Source organism: Sphingomonas sp. HMP6 (assembly GCF_013374095.1).
Lineage (GTDB): Bacteria > Pseudomonadota > Alphaproteobacteria > Sphingomonadales > Sphingomonadaceae > Sphingomonas.
In genome coordinates this window covers 45614-63865 of record NZ_AP022672.1, presented here as the reverse complement: position 1 = coordinate 63865, position 18252 = coordinate 45614, and the positions used below count along the sequence as shown (strand labels likewise).

Below are 18252 nucleotides of genomic sequence, written 5' to 3'. Positions count from 1 at the left end.
ACCGCGTTGCCGGCCATTACCCGGTGTCTCCCTGACGAAGACCGGTGCCGAGTCACGGCAATAGTTGGTAGGGGCGCGTAACTCAGGTGCCGAGCAACGAAACTGATAATCTTGACTGTCTTTCAGAGAGTTGTGATTGCGGGGGAAGGGCGAAGGGGCGCCGAGGCCGGAACGGTGAACGCTGGCAGCCGCGCCCCAACTAACTCAAGTGCGTCAACCGCTATGACCCGAAGCTCGTCAGGGTCCACGCCCCGCTTTAGCACGACAATTGCATTGTCGCCGTGATGTTTATCGCACGTCGCGTCGTTGCAATTGTCGAGTCGAGCTAGGTCGCGGTGGCAAGGGTGAAATGCGCCCCCATCGGAGATGTCCTTGACGATTCCCCCGAGGTTTCGGTCGTGGGCGAAGTAGGCCGCGTACGACCGTCGATAGTGGGTTTCCAATACTTGCCGTACCTTGAGCACGACCTCATCGGCGTCGCCCTGCCGTTGATCGACATAAGCCGCAACCTCTTCGACTAACTTCGCTTGGCCTGCGCGGCAAAGCTTGTCCAGGTCGACCGCTCTGGCGGACGACCAGTCGTCTCCGCCGTTGAAGTCGATCTGAAACGCCACGCACGGTACGCCGGCGCAGCGGCGCTCCACCTCGCGCAGCAGGAACTCGTCGTGAGACAGTACGATCACTTGCAGGCAGCGACCACACAGGTCCTTGATAGCGTTGACCGTCTCTCGGCGCCGGTGACTATCATGACTGCTTAGGGGGTCGTCGACCACCAACGTCTTGCAGCTGAGCGCGGTGTCGCTGTCGAGTTTGGCGAGGAAGAAGGCAAGAGCGAGCGTAGTCTTGTCGCCCGCCGAAAGTGTGTTCCTAAACGTCGGGATTGCGTCAGATTGTCGACCCCGGCCGCGAGAGACAGTCTCGCCCTTGATGAGCAGGCCGTAATCGGCTTGGCCCGCGTTCCCCTGCATGCTGTTGCTGATCTTCGAGATAGTGAAGCTTGCGCCGAACCGTCCGAGAAAGTGGTTGACGCGCTGGTGGTAGTGCGCGGCCGCATCCTCGTTTGCCTTCTTAAGGTGCTTCTGGATGTGAGATCGCATGTCGCGTGCACGCTGGTCGCGGCGTCTGGTGGCAAGGTAAGTATCGACGCGTTTCTGCACGCCCAGCTCGTGCCTCGCGATGCGTTTCCTAACATTTTCACGGGCGAGGGTGGCGGCTGCTTCCGTCGTTGGCGCCGCCGCCAGCGCCTTCTTCGTCGCCTCGTTGATCGATTTGACCGCTGAGTTGTAAGTGCCGAGCAGTTCCTGGGCGGCTCGTAGCGACGTCCCCACGGCGGCAAGTTCGTCCACTGCCTCGATGACGTTGAGCGGGGACGATCGCTTGCGATCCAGCAGTGCCTTCGTCTCGCGGTGGGCATCTGCGACGTGCGTGCCGAGTTTTGAAACGTCCGGGAGCTCATCACCCAGCGGCAAATACTCGGCCCATTTCGCGGTCGCTTCGGCGTTGGCTGCGACTTTGTTTGCCAGCTCCGTGCGGGCTCCCTCGCCCAAGCCTTCCTCTAGCTCGGTCGATGCGGTGGTGATCGTTCCGAGATGCGCCTTGTAGGTCTCGCCGAAAATCTCCCCATAGAGCGTGACCATGCCTGCGGCATCGACGTCGTCGCGGCCGCACAGTGGACAGGAGTCGTCGTGGATGTGTTCTACGCCATAGGTGATCCACGCCTCGCCCTTCTTGCCGAGGCCGAAGCGCTTGAAGTGATCGAAAAGGCGTCCCCGAGCAGCGACGTCGATGTCAGCGACCGTGCCTGCGAGCACCATTGGCAATTCGCTGGGCAACTCGGGCATCGAGAGAACATCTAGTGTCTTCAGCGCCGCGATTTTGCCTGTCTGTTGTGCCGCCTTCAGTGACCGCTCAGCCGCGTCGAGTCGTGTCGCATAGTTAGGATTGGGGCCGAGCGCGAAGAACTCTTCCCTGCTCATATCGGATGGAACGTCGTCGACGAGCGCTGCCTCAGCTGCCTTGAGAGCTGCGCCGCACGACTTGGCGATAACGTTGAAGCGCTCAAGATGCTTCGCTAGCCGGACTCCGTCCGCACCAACGATGACCGAAAAGAGCCCGCGATCATGAGTCAGGTCGATGAGTTCCCCGGCATACACATTATCGGTGATAAAGGTCGTGTCGAACACCTCAATCGGGGCGCTTCTCGTGTTCCAAACGCCGTCCTCAAAAGTAATGGTGCCCGCCGCTGTTATAAGGGCCACCTTGGGCGGTGCTCCCCCATTTCCCAGTGACTGGCGCCCAAGCACGGTGGCCGCCTCTCCGTCCCGGGCCGCGCGCAGTACTGAGGTCAGCGTTGATTTGCCCCGACCATTTCGACCATAGAACAGCGTCAGCTTACTCAGCTTTGGCGCGCCGGGCGTTTCAAACGCCTTAAGTACACCGATATTCCTGATTACGATCTTGCTCAGCATTCGATGAGGCTGACTCCAAAGCTGAATAGAGTCAAAGGATGACCGCTTCTGAAAGCGTGCAACCAGACTGACCGGCCGGAATTGGGCCACAAAGTGGCTCCCCACCCCAATAACCTTCCGCTAACCCTTCGACGGTATACTGGGGGGCGTGAGCACCGAACCGACCTCCCAATTCGCCAAGCCGCGGATCGACACCAGAGCCTTGCTCGGCCTGTATGATCCCGCGGATACGACCGATTGGGCGCCAATCCGCGCTGCGCAATTGCATGCCGGCAGCCAGCTCGCCTTCTTCCTGCTGGCGGCCAATGTCGTCGGCGCGGCGCTCGTCACGCTCATCCTCGAACATGCCGCACCGCTGTGGGCGATGGCGTGCTGGGGCGCGGTCGTCGCCGCGGTCGCGGTCGCCGTCACCTTCCGCCGCCTGGCCGCGCGCCACCGCTCGGCCAGCAGCGCGACGCTTGGGGACGTGCGCGATACCGTGCTGGAAGGGATCGCGCTCGCGGCCGTCTGGTCGGTGCCACCGCTTGCTTTCGGGGTTGCCGCCGACACGGCCACCGCGCTTGCTTTGTGGATCGTGCTGTCGGTGCTGATGACCGCGTCGGCGGTGGCGATGGCCGCGCTGCCGCTCGCCACGCTGAGCTTCCTCGGCATTCTCGGCGCGGCGATCGCGACGATGCTGTTCTTCGTCACCGGACCGGTGCTGGCCGCTGCAGTTATGCTGTTCACCGCGCTGCTGATGATCGGTTGCTTTACCCGCGCGCGCGCTTTGGTGGTGATCCGCGCCGGGGAGATTGCCCTCGCCGAACGCGACGAGACCGTCAGCCTGCTGCTGCGCGAGGCGCAGGATCACAGCGCCGACTGGTTGTGGGAAACCGACGCCGCGCGGCGCATTGTCCGCGCCTCGCCGCGTTTCGCGCATTCGGTCGGGCTCGATCCGGTTAGCATCAACGGCAAGTCGCTGCTCGAGATTTTGGCCGGCCCCACCTGGGAGGCCGGCAATTTCGCGGCGGGACTGCGCACGCTCGCCGAACATTTGAAGGGGCGGGTCGGGTTTCGCGACGTGCTGTTGCCGGTGCGCGTGGACGATACCGAACGCTGGTTCGAAATCGCCGCAAATCCGCGCATCGACGAACGCGGCGCGTTCATCGGCTTTCGCGGGGTCGGCTCGGATGTCACCGAACAGCGCGCGTCCGCCGACAAGATCAACCGGATGGCGCGCTTCGATACGCTGACGGGCTTGCCCAACCGCCTGCACATCAACGAAGCACTGGCGCGTGCGATGGCCGATGCCACCAAATGGAGCAGCCGCTGCGCCTTCATGATGATCGACCTCGATCGCTTCAAGGCGGTCAACGATTCGCTTGGCCATCCGATCGGCGATCGGCTGCTCGGTCGCGTGTCCGAACGGCTCGCCATGCTGATGAGCGACAACGAGCTGATCGGCCGTCTGGGCGGTGATGAATTTGCCGTGGTCGTCCGCGACGCCGGCGACACCGCCCGCGTCGAACGGCTCGCGCAGACGATCGTCGACACGCTCGCCAAACCCTATGATCTCGATCAGCACACGCTCTACACCGGTGCCAGCGTCGGCGTTGCCTACGGCCCGCGCGACGGCGCGACCGCGGAGATGCTGATCCGCTCGGCCGATCTCGCGCTGTATCGCTCGAAGGATCAGAGCGGCGGCATGTACCATTGCTACGAACCGCAATTGCACGTCGCCGCGGAGGAGCGCCGCGTGCTTGAACAGGCGCTGCGCAAGGCGCTGACCAATAACGAACTCGACGTGCATTATCAGCCGGTGGTCGATGCCGCGACCGGCAGCCTCAAGGGGTTCGAGGCGCTGGTCCGCTGGACGCATCCCGAGCTCGGGTCGATCTCCCCCGCCAAGTTCATCCCGCTGGCCGAGGATGCGCGGTTGATCGCACCGATCGGTGAATGGGTGCTGCGCTCGGCCTGTGCCGAGGCCGCGACCTGGCCCGGCGAAACGCGCATCGCGGTCAACGTCTCGCCCGAGCAGTTGCACAACCCCGGCTTCGTCGCGATCGTCGCCTCCGCGCTCGCCAACAGCGGCCTGCCCGCCAGCCGGCTCGAGCTTGAAGTCACCGAAAGCGTGTTCATGCGTGACGATACCGGCGCGGTGAAGGTGCTGGAGCGCATCCTGGCGCTCGGCGTGCGGCTCAGCCTCGACGATTTCGGGACAGGCTATTCCTCGCTCGGCTATCTCAGCCGCACCAAATTCTCGACGATCAAGATCGACCGCAGCTTCGTCATTGGAGCGTCGAAAAAAGTCCCCGAGGCAATCGCGATCATCCGCGCGGTCGTGGCGCTGGCGCAGAGCCTCGGCATGGCCACCACCGCCGAGGGCGTCGAGACCGAGGACGAACACCGCTTGGTGCAGGATCTCGGCTGTACCAAGGTGCAGGGCTATTATTTCGGCCGCCCGCTCCCCGTCGCGGAAGCCCGCAGCCTCGCGCACCGCGACCGGGGCGACCGCGCTGCTGCGTAAAGCCGCTTGCGGGGCGCGCAGCAGCACGCTAACGGACGGCGCTGATAGGGGTGTAGCTCAGTTGGTTAGAGCGTCGGTCTCCAAAACCGAAGGCCCTCGGTTCGAGTCCGAGCTCCCCTGCCAAGCCGCCGCGCGCACAGGATTAGCACAGCTAATCCCGAGCCGCGCAAGGCCGGCCGGCGGGTCGCGCCAGCGAACCCGTCCGACGTGATGGGATTTACTCCCATCACGGCCCTACCGTATCGGGACTTGCTCCCATCACGGCCCCCTGATAGACCGTCTCCATTCCGACATCGGGAATTCTCGTCATCGGGCCTTGGCAGGTCCGGGCGGCGGGCCCATGTCCGAAAGCAACGTTACAACAAGAGTGCAGGCACCGTGGCAAAGACGACCCCTCTCGAATTCGTGCGGCAAGTCCAGGCTGAGACCAAGAAGGTCGTGTGGCCGACGCGGCGCGAAACGCTGACGACGGGCCTCATGGTGGTGATCATGACGGTGATCCTCGGCCTGTTCTTCTTCGTGATCGACACCAGCTTCGAGGCGGTCATCGCCCTGCTGCTCAGCCTCGCAAAGTAAGAGACACAACACCATGGCACGCTGGTACATCATCCACGCTTATTCCGGTTTCGAGGGCAAGGTCCGCGATTCGATCATGTCGGAGGCGACCCGCATGGGCCTCGACCAGCTCGTCGAGCAGATCGAAGTCCCGACCGAAACGATCACCGAGGCGCGCCGCGGCAAGAAGATTTCGGTCGAGCGCAAGTTCATGCCCGGCTATGTGCTTGCCAAGCTCAACATGAACGACGACGTCTATCACCTCGTCAAGAACACCCCCAAGGTCACCGGCTTCCTGGGGCCGAACGGCAAGCCGCAAGCGATCCCCGAGGCGGAAGCCGCGCGGATGCTCAACACCAAGGACGAAGCCGCCGCCGCTGCACCCAAGCAGAAGATCAAGGTCGATTTCGAAATCGGCGATTCGGTCAAGGTGCTCGACGGCCCGTTCGCGAGCTTCAACGGCATCGTCGAGGAACTCGATTTCGACCGGTCGCGGGTCAAGGTTTCGGTCTCGATCTTCGGGCGTGCGACGCCGGTTGAGCTGGAGTTCGAGCAAGTCGAACGCTCGAAGTAAGGCAAAGCCTTACTTCGGCGCGGTCCGGCGGCATCGTATCGGCGCTAAGGCGTCGGTCGATGCCCACATGCGGATGTGATGCTCTTCACGATGAGAACCTTGTCGTCGGGCTTGATCTCAGTACTCCGGAGGATCACCTCGGTCGCAGCGAGACATTCCTGCGTCGCCTTGATTGGCGCGCTGTCCCGCAAACCTTGCGTTACGTTTTGGGCGGCGATACCAGTCGAAAAGGTATTACCCAATTTGAGCGTAGCGCCTTGGGCATTGCCGGTCGAATCGCCGTTAAAGGTGCCATAAACTGACAGTGCGTCAGACTTTTCGTCGCCCGTCTGTTCGTTTCTTTGCGCAAGTAGCGGCCCTAAACGCTCCCGCGCCTGATCAACCAACTTCGCAGATGCATTATTGTCGATGTCGATCTTGTCGACTTCGGCCTGAATCGCTGTCGCATCAAGCGCCGCCAACCGCGCTACCTTTGCCTTGATCTGCACCAGCTCACTTTCCTCAGACGGCGTTAGCGCACGAGACGGGGTGGCAGTGGATACACTCTCCAGCTCCGTTACGCGGCTCCGGGTCTTTGCAAGGTCGCTAATCTCGGCCAACTGAGCGGTGAGGACCCCTTTTTGGCGAGCACGTTGCTCGATCGCCTTGACCCCGTCATCGATGATTCTTCGGTCGGTTGCGATCTGTCTCTCATCTACTTTGCTCAGCCCGCTCACGGTGTTCATGCCGTTGATCGGCACGACATTATACGTGATGCCGCTACACGTTTGGCCTTGCCCGCATTGCTTGGCCACAGCCACCGGAACATAGGCGGCATCAAGCGCGCGAAATCCAATATGTACGTCGAGGCCTGGTGCGTCAGGCGCGCCTGATTTCACGCCAATGCCAAACTGCTTGCTCGACGAATATACCAGCGGCGCCTGCTCCAACGGCGCGCACCCTCCCAAAAGAGCAAGTACGCAGATCCATCCTCTATTTCGCGACATCTGATTTCCCCCTTTTTATTAAACAAATATCTGGACGCCCCGCGATCAGTTTACGCCATTCCTCGGCTTGCACGCGATCACTCGGAAGCTTGAAAATAATGATTTGGCATTTGCCTAAATCTTCCCTTAGTACACCCTCTTCGCGCTGCCATCCAAAGATGATCCCACGCTGCCCCCAGCGTAGGCCCAACATCTCACTCCGATATACACTTACCCCCGGCAGGTTTTTTGGCACGCCACTGCCCAAAGTCACATAGCTATCGCTAACACCGCCCGGCAGGGCCGCAATTTTGACGAAAGTGCAACCACTTATAATAAAGACAGCAGGTATTACTATACACCTGGACATATGCACATTTCTCTCCCCCACTTCACATAGTGACATCATTCTCCCGTATTAAACAGAGGCAATTACAGAAAATACTGATCGCAATATGTCGGGTCGATTTCCCCTAGACATTCCGCCGTCTAGGTCTTCGAAGATCATTTCCGTTGAGCTTTGGACGACGAGATGATTTTTAATTACAGTAACTTAGCGATGTTTTTGCGCCTCCATCTATTAAGGGGCTTTCGTACTTCTACTGTGTTTCCAAGAGAATGGAGTGCAGTGCCAGAACTCGGGGTAAGCAGCACACTGTGGCGCGTGCAAATGATTGCGTGAAAAAGTGCAGCGTCAGAATGCACGGACGAAACCGCTCACCCCTACCGCCACCGCACTTGCGCTAGATCCGGCAGAACCGGCGCCCCCGGCTCGTGCGGCGACACCCCCCGTCCCTCGCGTCGGGCCGCTTCCGCCACGTCATAATCCTCGCGCAGGCGTTGCTGGTTCGCTTCGTACATCGCGCCCAGCCGATAGCTGCGCGCTTCCTGCGATTCACCGCGGCGGCGCTTTATGTGCGGCGGCTCGGCGATCAGCCGCACTTCCTTCTGGTGGAGTTGCAGCACTTGCATCGCCTGGTCGAAGGTCAGCGGCGGCACCGGCGGGGGATCGTTGTGGCGCCACGCATCGTCGCGATGACTGTCGGCCAGGCTGGCCGCGATCAGCGCTGCCTCGACCCGTTCATAGCCCATCTCCAGCGCGAGCCGCATCTCGCGCGCGAAGGCCGGGTTCTTGCGGCGGCGGCGATAGAAGGCCGCGACCGATGCGCCCGCGGCCGCCGCCGACAGCCGCACGTTCGCGGTGGCGGACAGCGCCGACAGGAACGCCTGTTCGCATTCTCGCGTCAATTTGCCGGGCTGGGCGCTGCGCACTTGCAGCTTGCCGTCGTTGCGGCGCACCACCGTCACCTCGCCGCCACGCGTACGATGGCCGCGGTCGTCGGCGTCGCGCGCGGCCTTAGCGGCCAGCGGCGCGGCGCGACCCCCGGCAATCTCGCAATCGGCTTGCGCCAGCGTGAGCGCGGCGTCCCACTCCTGCGCGAACGCGGGGTGGTTCGCGCGGCGACCGTGGAGTGTCGCATGCGACACGCCGATCTCGCGCGCCGCCAGCCGGATATTCCCGCTGCGGCGCAACGCCTTCAGGAAGGCGGCATTCTGCAAATGCTGATGGCGGGTGAGCGGGCGCGGCATGTTGCCAGTTTGTTTCGAATCTTTTCCTACATTGCAACCCGCATTCAATACCATGGCGATCCGGCCGGATCGTGCGATCGTCCTCGCATCCGATCCGGCCGCCCCGCTTCCGTCAACGTGCACTTATTGCGCGAACAGCAATCCCCACATGAAGTCATAGGCGGTATAGCCCTTGGCCGGCGCATTCGGCCCGATTGGCGATCCGACATTGGCCGGCCCCGCGGCGTTGAACGACGCGCCCGCATGGCACGAGATGCACGACGATTGCGCGAGCGGGACGTTGGCGTTGAGCGTCTCGACCACCGAACTACCGAGCAGCGTCGGCTTGGCCGTGGTCCCGAAGGTGCTTTGCGATCCGCTCAGGCAATAATTGGCGAAGACCGCGGCCACATTGGCTTGCTGCATCAACCCGGTGACGTTGGCGGATTTCGGGCATGCACCATATTGACCCCACGGCTTCGCGTTCGCCGGGGTGGTTGGCGTCGTCGCGCCGAAGCTGTCGCTGCACCCGGTCAGATCGCAGCGTCCCGGCGTATAGGCATTTTCGAAATCGGCCCAGATCCAGTCGGGAAAGCCGGGGGTCTTGACCGAAATGTGCATGCTGGTCATCGCATAGGACGTGGCCGGGCCTTTACCGACATTCGCGCTCGACGTGTAGAAATTGGCGCTGACGAAGCTCGCCGGCTTGCCCAGCCATGTCGCCAGCGTCGCGACCGGAATCCAGTCGGCTTTCACTTCCAGCGCGTTCCACGGCGCGGTGACGGGCTTGCCGGTCGCGTAATATTGGCCGATCCCGGCCGACGACCACAGGCCGTTGCCGACCAGATAATCATAAGTCGCGCGGTCGCGGCGCACCTCCTCGCCGACGCAGCCCGTCGTGGGGAAGCCCGAACCGGCCGCCGCCCCGCCCAGCCCCGGTGGCGTGCCGCAGCCCTGCGCGGGTCCGATCACTTGCACGCCGAAGCCCCGCCGTCCGCTGCGCTGCGCTGCTGCCGCACGCATGTGCGCCATGCCGAGCAAACTGCGCTGGAGCGACTTGGGCGCCCGTTTGGATGTCGCGCTTGGCCAGGCCGGCACATTGCAGCCGGGTGCAGGATTCGTCGGTGCGCACGGATTGGAAACATAGATATCCTGGTCCGAGGCAAAGGTCTCATAGGCGACTTTGCCCGGCACACCCGACGGGGTAACGGCAAGGATGAATTGCTGCCACGAGACCAAGTCGGTCGAAATTGGCGGCGGTGGAACGATTTGGGCTGGTTTGGCGCTACTTTGCACGCCGCCAAGCGCGAGTGCGGAAACAGCAATCGCCGATAGTGACAGCGACACATAAGCACGACGTGATGTAACGGTCGATACAGACATGGTCTTTGCTCCCCATACAAATGATGAACGCGCTGTTACCCGTCGGTAGTCTCTCCGATACCGTATTAGAGACCGCAATTACGCATTGAGTCAACGTCAGTTCTGTAACACAGCTATATCCATTACGGCGCTACTTACGGCGTACGTCGGCGTTGCGACCATTGCCGGTTGCGAGAATGACGCAAAGCGCGGGCACAAGCATTTGCATCGCCGCGCGCATTCGGTTATGCGCGCCAGCTTCCAACGTCATATCGTCGGAACCATCTGCGGGAGATGGGCCATCGGCCCGTCGTCTGGACCGCTAAACTTGAAACAGAGTGAGGCTGCCACATGGCAAAAAAGATTACCGGCTATATCAAGCTGCAGGTCCCTGCAGGCAAGGCCAACCCCTCGCCCCCGATCGGCCCTGCACTGGGTCAGCGCGGCGTGAACATCATGGAATTCTGCAAGGCGTTCAACGCGCAGACCGGTGACCAGGAAGTCGGCACGCCGCTGCCGACCGTGATCACGGTCTATGCCGATCGTTCGTTCTCGTTCGAAACGAAGACGCCGCCGGCGTCGTATCTGATCAAGAAGGCCGCTGGCCTCAAGTCGGGTTCGAAGGAGCCAGGCAAGATTTCGGGCGGCACGATCAAGCGCTCGCAACTGTCCGACATCGCGACTGCGAAGATGAAGGATCTCAACGCCAACGATCTCGATGCCGCGACGCGCATCATCGAAGGCAGCGCCCGCGCAATGGGCCTCGAAGTGGTGGAGGGCTGAGATCATGGCATTTGTCAGCAAGAAGCAGAAGTCGGTCACGATCGATCGTGAAAAAATGCACGGCATCGATGAGGCCATCGCCCTCGCCCGCGCCGGTGCCACGTCGAAGTTCGACGAGACGATCGAAGTCGCAATGAACCTGGGCGTCGACCCGCGTCACGCCGACCAGATGGTCCGCGGCGTCGTAACCCTGCCCAAGGGCACCGGCAAAACGGTCCGCGTCGGCGTGTTTGCCAAGGGTGCGAAGGCTGAGGAAGCTCTGGCCGCTGGTGCCGACGTGGTCGGTGCGGAAGATCTGATGGAGATCATCCAGGGTGGCACGATCGATTTCGATCGCTGCATCGCCACGCCCGACATGATGGGCATCGTCGGTCGCCTCGGCAAGATCCTGGGGCCAAAGGGCATGATGCCGAACCCCAAGCTCGGCACGGTTACGATGAACGTCGCGGAGGCCGTGAAGGCAGCCAAGGGCGGCCAGATCGAATATCGCGTCGAAAAGGCCGGCATCATCCATTCGGGTATCGGCAAGGCGTCGTTCCCGGCGGAAGATCTGCGCGCCAATTTCGACGCGCTGGTCGATGCGATCGTCAAGGCCAAGCCATCGGGCGCCAAGGGCAAGTATGTCCGCAAGGTCGCGGTTTCGAGCACGATGGGTGCCGGGATCAAGGTCGATGTGGCGGAAGTTTCGGCAGCCTGATCGCAGCCGACTTTGCTGAGAAACGAAAGGGCCGGGGCGCAATCCCCGGCCCTTTTTCGTGAGCATTTGCTATCCGCGTGAAATGCGCCTAGGGCGGACAGGCTACTTTCGCAAATCGACGGTCTAGGGCGCTTTGCGGCACCATCTTCCTTCTTTCACTGCTGATTTCGGCACCCCCGGCGCGATGTTCGCGGCGGGCAACCAAAGAAGGTTCATGTTATGACCATCGGAACCGTAAAATTCTTCAACGCCGACAAGGGCTATGGCTTCATCGCGCCGGAAGGCGGCGGCGAAGATGCCTTCGTGCACATCACTGCAGTCGAGCGCGCCGGCATGGCGACCCTCGATAAGGACCAACGCGTCCAGTACGAGCTCGAGCAGGACAAGCGCGGCAAGATGTCGGCTGTGAACCTGCAGCACGCTTAATAGCGTCTGCTACAAGAAAGGGCGGTCCGGTTTCCCGGGCCGCCCTTTTTTTGTGTCGAGCGTCGCGACGGCATCCGAATACCCCCACCCGTTAGGGGAATGCCCGCACGCGCTATCGCAGCGCCTCGGCGACCGCGCTCGCGCAGCCGAAGGTCGCAGGCGGCGGGATCGGGATGTTGGGCGGAGTCTTGGTGATGCCCAGCGCTTGCCCAAGCGAACGGCCGAACACCTTGAGCAGCGCGCCGGGCGTCGGTTTGTCGGTGGTGCCGGCACCCGCGACCGAGACGGTCGGCGCGCTCAGCGTGCCGCCGATGCGGATCGGGTCGGCAATGCGGAGCAGCGCGCGGCTCTTGCTTGTGCCCGCAAGCGTCACGTCGATCCGCTCTTCCTCCAGCACGATCCGCCCCGCGCCGCGCCCGACCGAGCTGCCGGTGTCGATCCCGAGCGGATGCGGCACGAGCACACCATTGGTCGCTTTGAAATTGGCGACGAGGCAACGGAGCGGCACTTGCTGGCTCGGTCGCTCGATCGCGTGGACCACCGCGCCGCTCAAATTCTGGCCGAGCACATCGGCGACGATCCGCTTCACATGCCCTTCTGTCGCTACGATCGCGGCCTTGCCGGAGGCATGCGACAGCGCCTCGCGCACGGTGTCCCCCTGCCCGCTGAGCACGATGTGCCCGCGCACTTGCCCGCCGACAATATCGGGCTTGCCGATCAGCCCTTCGAGCGTCAGCCCGGCGAGGCGCAGGTCGACCGCCAATTTGGGCCGTCCGCTGCGGTGATCGACGCGCGCCGTGCCGGTCATCCGGCCATTCGCGAGCGTCGCGACGACATTGCTGACGGTCAACAGCTTGTGGTCGAGGCTGATCGTCCCCGACAGGCTCCGGAACACGGTGCCGCCCTTGGAAAGCAGCCGATCGGCGGAAAAGCGGATCGTGCCATCGGTCTTCCACAGTTTCGCCAAATTGATTCGCGTCGGCGGCAGGACGCGCGGGCCGATTGCGGCGCGGCGCTGTTGCGATGCGGCCTGGCCCTTGGCGTCGGCAAGATCGTCAAAGTCGAGCTGCGTCGCGTGAAGCCGCGCGTCGATCGCGGTGCGCTCGTCGATCTTGTGCACCGTCGCCACACCGGTGAAGCGCGAACGGCCGATGCTGCCGCCGATCCGGTCGACATACCAGTCGCGCCCCTCATGCCGGATCGTGCCGGTGACTGCGACGGCTTGCGTGCCAAACAGCCCCGCCTCGATGATCCGGTCGATGTTCTTGAGCGTCGGGGCGCGCGCCGTGATGTCTGCTTTGAAGTGCCGCGTGTCGAGCACGCCGTTCATCACGCCCTTGGCCGTCATGTTCAGCGCGGGCGACGTGAGCTTCGCGGCAAAGGGATAGGGCGCGGCGGGATCGATCCCGGTGATGCGCCCGCCGGACAGATCGAGCGTCGCGGGCGTATCGAGAAAGCTACCCTTGGCCGAAAGCCGCAAACCGCGCGCCGCATCGACCGTCAGCGGCCCCGCCACGACGAGGCCGCGCTTCGCATCGCGCAGTTCGATCTGCGTGTTGGTAACCGTGAGGTCGGACAAGCTGGGACCGGTCGAATCGCTCTTCCCCGATGTCGGGCCGTCGGGCTTCCAATTCGCGCGGCCATTGGCATCGCGCACCAGCACGATGCGGGCACCGTCGAGCGCGACCCGATCGGGGCGGAAGGTGCCGAACAACAAGGCAAACACCGGAACGCGCAGGCTGGCCGAGCCCAGCCGGACGAAATCGCCCGTCCCAGCCCAGGTCGGCTGCGCGATCCGCACGTCGCGTATCGCCACGACCGGCGTATAGGAAAACAGGCTGTCGCGCGTAATCGATCCGACCGCGACTTGCGTGCGCAGGGCGCTCGACAGGCGCTGCTCGACTACGCCCCGCAGCAGGCCGACCGGAAAGGCACCGAGCGCGAGCACCAGGATCGCAAGCGACGCCACGACGGCAAGGGCGATGCGCGGCAACAGCCAGCGCCAGCGCGGCGACCGCGCGGGGAGCGGTGGGATTTCTGGGATGGTCACAGCGGTAGAACCCGGCGACATGGAATTTGTTTCAGCCGCGTAGCGAAACTGTGACGCAAAAGGGCCGGAGGTCTCCCCCGGCCCTTCCGCAATGACACCTAGCGCGAGATCAAATGCCGATCACGCCGCCATCGGCCTTGGTGATGACGATCGTCGCCGATCGCGGGCGCGAGCCAGCAGCGGCCGTGCCGGACTGGTTGGCCGGCCAGTTGCTGGTGGCGGTCGTCGCATTGCCGTTTTCGCCGGGATGCTGGATGTTCACGAACAGCGATTTGCCATCCGGCGTCGAGTGAATGCCGGTGATCTCACACTCCTTCGGCCCGACCAGGAAGCGACGCAGTGCCGTCCCCGGCGTCTTACCGATGCGCGTCGTAACGGTGTTCGTCACGCCGCCCAGCGTGCTGGTCACGCTGCGCGGGCCGCCATCGCCGGTGACGCCCGGGATCGAGGCGAGCAACATGCAATTGGTCTGATCGACAAAGGCACCGTCGTCCGTCTGGATCCACATCAGTGGCGTGGATTGGCCGGTGATGTTGGTCGGCAAGCCAAACCACAGGCCATCGGGCGAGGAGAAATCATTGGTCGCATCGAGGCCCGACAGGTTGATATTGGTCGGATCCAGATCGCTGCCCGCACCGAAACCGTACACGTCCCAAGCAAAGCTGGTCGCCTCCGACGTATCACCGGTTTCGCGCAAGCGGATGATATGGCCGTTGGCATTGCCGTTGGTCGATCCACCGGTCGTACGCGGATCATTATAGGCACGCGGGTTGGCGGCATCGACCGTAGCGGCGGTACGCGACGAATTGTTGGTGAGCGTGCAGTACATTTCGCCGGTCGCCGGATTGACCGCAGTCCATTCGGGTCGGTCCATCCGCGTCGCCCCAAGCGCATCGGCGGCGAGCCGCGTATTGACCAGCACGTCGGCCTGATCCGCGAACGCATACGCCGCATTGGCGGCGGTCAGGGGGCCGGTGCCGAACACCAAAGGGAGCCACGTGCCGCTGCCATCAGCGTTGAATTTCGCGACGTAGAGCGTACCGGCGTCGAGATATTTGTCGCCAATCGCCAGCCGGTTGGTGATCGCCGCATCCGCCGCCGACCACGCAGCGGTCGAGACGAATTTGTAGATATATTCGTTCTGCGCATCATCGCCCATGTAGAAGGCCGGGCGGACGCCCGCGATCGTGCGACCGATCTGGCAGCCTTCATGGTTCATCCGGCCAAGCGCAGTGCGCTTGCGCGGGGTCGATGCCGGATCGAACGGATCGATTTCGACGATCCAGCCATATTGGAACGCCTCGTTGCGGAAATCGCCGGTCCCGTCGGCTGCCGCGGCCGGGTTCACCGTGATGTTCCACTTCGAATAGTTCGTGCTGGTCGCATCGGCGGGGACGACGGTCGCCCAATTGTTGTTGCCGGCGCGGCCTTCGGGAATGCCGTAACGCGCAAGGCTGACATTGACCTTGGAGGTCGCACCGCCGCGCGCGGCGACATCGCCGGTCGAGCGGCGGAAGTATCCGGCCCAATTCTCTTCAGCGGTCAGATACGTGTTCCACGGCATCGTGCCATTGGCGCAATTGTTGATCGTGCCGCGGCCCGCAACGCCAGTCGGCGAGAAGACCGTGCGCAGGATCGCGGCTCCGCGCACCGGGCCATTGAAGCTCATCGGCGTCAACGGCGTGATGCGACGGTTGAGCGACGATGCCTGAACATAGGACCAAGTGCCGCTGGCCTGCGCCACTTCGATCACCGAAACGCCGTGGCACTCGATTTCCTTCAGTGCCTCGGCCTCGGGCCGCGCGCCACCAACCGAAGTCTGCCCGGCGGGGTGGAGATAGGCCGCAGTGATATTCTCATGGTTGAGTGCGAGTACGCCGCGCGTGTTGCTCGTCGGATCGGGCGTGGTGCCGGTTGCGGCGAGCCCGAAAAAGGTCATGCCGTCATGATGATCGCCTGCCCTTTGCGCGAAATTCGTGTCGGTGCCGTTATTGGCGAAGGCCGATACCCCGCTCGCGATCGGATCGCCCAGGCGAAACAGCACGGTGACATTGTAGCCCGTCGGCACGGTGACGATGTCGGCAAGGCTTTTCGACACCGCGGTGAAGCCGAGCACGGCCGGAGCGACCACGACCGTGGCGTCGGAGGTGACCGCGCTGCCCGAATCCGGGGTGGCCGTGTAGCGGAAGGTCAGCGTCGTGCTGGTCGCGACTGATGGCGCAACGAAGCTCGCGATATTGCTGTTCGCGCCGGTCAGCGTGACCGCGGGCCCGCCGGTCTGCACCCAGGCGACGTTGGTCGCCGAACCGCCCGAAACCGCGCCGGTGAGCGTGACGGTCTTGCCGGAGGTCGTCTGGCCCGAAGATCCGGCCACAACCGTCAGGGGAATCGTGGGACCGCTGGAACAGGCCGACAGCAACGCCCCGCCGAACACTGCGGCAGTCGCCGCCGAGAGGCCGCCCATCAACGCCTGCCGTCGCGAATAGCGCGACGCGATCATGTCGTTCAGATGCGGATTGCTGGTGCGGTTGGTGTCGATATCGCCGTCAGTGTACGCGGCGATTGCAGTGTCGAACGAATCCATGATGTCCCCCGAAGCAACCTGAATGGTCGTCGGAGGCCCTCCTGTCGGGGAAGTTTAACGCTGGCATGACGAGTCCGCGTCAAAACAGCGACACTGCCGAGACGGTCTGATGACACCGCCCCGGCAACCCCGGAAATGCGCGGTTCAGCCCCGCATTTTCCGTCGGTCGATCAAGCGATTATCTTGTCGAGCGCGGTACAGAAAGCCTTCATCTCCGCCGCCGAGCCGACCGTGATGCGGCTGACCGTCGGCCAGATCGGCCACGACCGCCCAATCTCGACGCTTTGCTTGCGGAAGGCGGCCTGCATGTCCTTGGCCTGGCTCGTCTTCCAGTCGATCATGACCATGTTGGCAGCGGTCGGTTTGACATCGATCTTGCGCGCCTTGAGGTGATCGAGCGTCAACCCGCGCGCGGCCTCCATCTGCGCGCGCCGCGCGGAGATCAACGGGGCCGCCGTCAGGCTCGCGGTCGCGCAGGCGATGCTGGTGACCGGCAAGGCGCCCGATTGCATCCCGCCGTCATAGCGCATCATCTTCGCGATATTGGCGGGCTTGGTAATGACGTAGCCCATCCGCAGCCCGGCCATGCCGAACAGCTTGGAGAAAGTGCGCATGACGATCACGTCGTCATGCTTGACCGCAAGATAGGAGGCCGTCGGCACGCCCGCAAAATGGGTATAGGCCTCGTCGATCAGCACCATCGCGCCCTTGGGCTTGTTGGCGATCAGCCATTCCACATCGGCAAGCGGGGTGATCGTGCCGGTCGGGTTGTTCGGCGTGCAGATGTAATAGAGCCCGGCATCGGGGTTGGCGGCGAGCATCGCCTTCACGTCATGCGCATAATCCGCCGTCAGCGGCACCGCCTTGACCGGCGCGCCGAGCCAGGCGGCGGTGCGCCCGGCGAGCTCGAAGGTGGGGTCGGCGGTCACCAGTCCCTTGGTCGGCGAACAGAAAGTGATGACGCTGCGACACAAGGGGTCGCTCGATCCCGGCCACGGGGCGACGTGATCGTACGGCACCTTCTCGACCGCCATGACGGCCTTGATGAAATCGCCGCGTTGATCCTGCGGCGAATAGCGATTGCCCTGCGCGATCATCTTCGACGCGGCCAGCGCGCCGGGCGCGAGCGGTCCGGTCCAGCATTCGTTCGCGCCGATGCGGACCTTGGCGTTGGGGGCGGGATCGGGCACCCCACCCGACGCCCAGGCCGGCCGGCCGACGCTGGCGGCGATCGCGCCAGCCCCGAACACGGCGGCAATCCGCGCGAGATCACGGCGCGCGAAACCGCGAGTCAGCAAATCGTCCTGCGCTTCATCCGGAAGCGCTGCTGCGGGCAAGTGTGTGGTCATCGATCGGTCCCCTGCTTCAAGCGAGTTTCGATCCATCCTGCGTGGACTCATGCGGTCCTTGGGGGCGAGTGTTTCCCAGTTTCGGGTAAAAAGCTACTCTCTTTCTGGCGCTCCGCCAAAGGAACGGCGCGCCACCCAAGGTTGACTTCCGCAGCGAATCCGTTATCGGCGCGCACTCTCCCGGCAGGCTTCGGCCCGGCGGGACCGTCCGAGACAGTAGGTGACCGGGTTTGCCGGTCTTAATCTCCTACCGAGACGGGGACAGGATTTCCGCACGACTTACCGTCGTGACGATATGTCGCCTCCATTCGGGGCGTCGCTCCCATTCCCCATCGCTGGACAGTGCCGATGCGCATCTGCGTGT

General features: G+C 63.3%; 13 protein-coding genes and 1 tRNA gene. 7 read left to right on the top strand and 7 right to left on the bottom strand.

What is annotated here, in order from left to right; genetic code table 11:
* Positions 1-122: 122 nt before the first annotated feature.
* Positions 123-2558: an AAA family ATPase gene (locus tag HMP06_RS00235; RefSeq protein ID WP_176495266.1), complete on the bottom strand. Its 2436-nt coding sequence runs from the start codon at positions 2556-2558 to the stop codon at positions 123-125.
* Between the two features lie 58 nt (positions 2559-2616).
* Here HMP06_RS00235 and HMP06_RS00230 point away from each other — a divergent pair, with 58 nt between their 5' ends.
* The 4 genes from HMP06_RS00230 (at position 2617) to nusG (ending at position 6103) form a co-directional block, all read left to right on the top strand.
* Entirely contained in the window at positions 2617-4974 is a 2358-nt protein-coding gene (locus HMP06_RS00230) for a putative bifunctional diguanylate cyclase/phosphodiesterase (protein ID WP_443026490.1), read from the top strand.
* Between the two features lie 46 nt (positions 4975-5020).
* Positions 5021-5097: transfer RNA gene (locus tag HMP06_RS00225), tRNA-Trp, on the top strand.
* 255 nt (positions 5098-5352) lie between these two features.
* Positions 5353-5550, top strand: a complete 198-nt coding sequence (gene secE, locus HMP06_RS00220) for a preprotein translocase subunit SecE (RefSeq protein ID WP_176495265.1) — start codon at positions 5353-5355, stop codon at positions 5548-5550.
* A 13-nt stretch (positions 5551-5563) separates the two neighbouring features.
* On the top strand, positions 5564-6103 hold the full coding sequence (gene nusG / locus HMP06_RS00215; RefSeq protein ID WP_176495264.1) for a transcription termination/antitermination protein NusG: 540 nt from the start codon (positions 5564-5566) through the stop codon (positions 6101-6103).
* A gap of 44 nt (positions 6104-6147) precedes the next feature.
* Here the strand turns inward: nusG and HMP06_RS00210 are convergent, their stop codons facing one another.
* The 3 genes from HMP06_RS00210 to HMP06_RS00200 form a co-directional block, all read right to left on the bottom strand.
* Positions 6148-7032, bottom strand: coding sequence for a hypothetical protein (locus HMP06_RS00210; RefSeq protein ID WP_176495263.1), 885 nt, complete (start codon positions 7030-7032; stop codon positions 6148-6150).
* Positions 7033-7791: 759 nt separating this feature from the next.
* Positions 7792-8658: a hypothetical protein gene (locus tag HMP06_RS00205; protein ID WP_176495262.1), complete on the bottom strand. Its 867-nt coding sequence runs from the start codon at positions 8656-8658 to the stop codon at positions 7792-7794.
* Between the two features lie 123 nt (positions 8659-8781).
* Positions 8782-10020: a hypothetical protein gene (locus HMP06_RS00200; RefSeq protein ID WP_176495261.1), complete on the bottom strand. Its 1239-nt coding sequence runs from the start codon at positions 10018-10020 to the stop codon at positions 8782-8784.
* A gap of 330 nt (positions 10021-10350) precedes the next feature.
* Between HMP06_RS00200 and rplK the strand changes: the two genes are divergently transcribed.
* From rplK to HMP06_RS00185, 3 genes are all read left to right on the top strand, one after another.
* Positions 10351-10782 (top strand): 50S ribosomal protein L11, encoded by a 432-nt coding sequence (gene rplK / locus HMP06_RS00195; protein WP_176495260.1) that lies wholly within the window; start codon positions 10351-10353, stop codon positions 10780-10782.
* Between the two features lie 4 nt (positions 10783-10786).
* Positions 10787-11479, top strand: a complete 693-nt coding sequence (gene rplA, locus HMP06_RS00190) for a 50S ribosomal protein L1 (RefSeq protein WP_176495259.1) — start codon at positions 10787-10789, stop codon at positions 11477-11479.
* A gap of 219 nt (positions 11480-11698) precedes the next feature.
* Positions 11699-11905, top strand: a complete 207-nt coding sequence (locus HMP06_RS00185; RefSeq protein ID WP_133190054.1) for a cold-shock protein — start codon at positions 11699-11701, stop codon at positions 11903-11905.
* 112 nt (positions 11906-12017) lie between these two features.
* Here the strand turns inward: HMP06_RS00185 and HMP06_RS00180 are convergent, their stop codons facing one another.
* The 3 genes from HMP06_RS00180 to HMP06_RS00170 all read right to left on the bottom strand — a co-directional run bounded on the left by HMP06_RS00180 (position 12018) and on the right by HMP06_RS00170 (position 17888).
* Positions 12018-13955 carry an AsmA family protein gene (locus tag HMP06_RS00180; protein WP_232089785.1) on the bottom strand — a complete coding sequence of 646 codons (1938 nt, stop codon included), beginning with the start codon at positions 13953-13955 and terminating at the stop codon, positions 12018-12020.
* Positions 13956-14064: 109 nt separating this feature from the next.
* Complete coding sequence (locus HMP06_RS00175) at positions 14065-16539, bottom strand: PhoX family protein (protein ID WP_176495257.1); 2475 nt, start codon at positions 16537-16539, stop codon at positions 14065-14067.
* A gap of 170 nt (positions 16540-16709) precedes the next feature.
* Complete coding sequence (locus tag HMP06_RS00170) at positions 16710-17888, bottom strand: aminotransferase class I/II-fold pyridoxal phosphate-dependent enzyme (RefSeq protein ID WP_176495256.1); 1179 nt, start codon at positions 17886-17888, stop codon at positions 16710-16712.
* Positions 17889-18252: the final 364 nt, after the last annotated feature.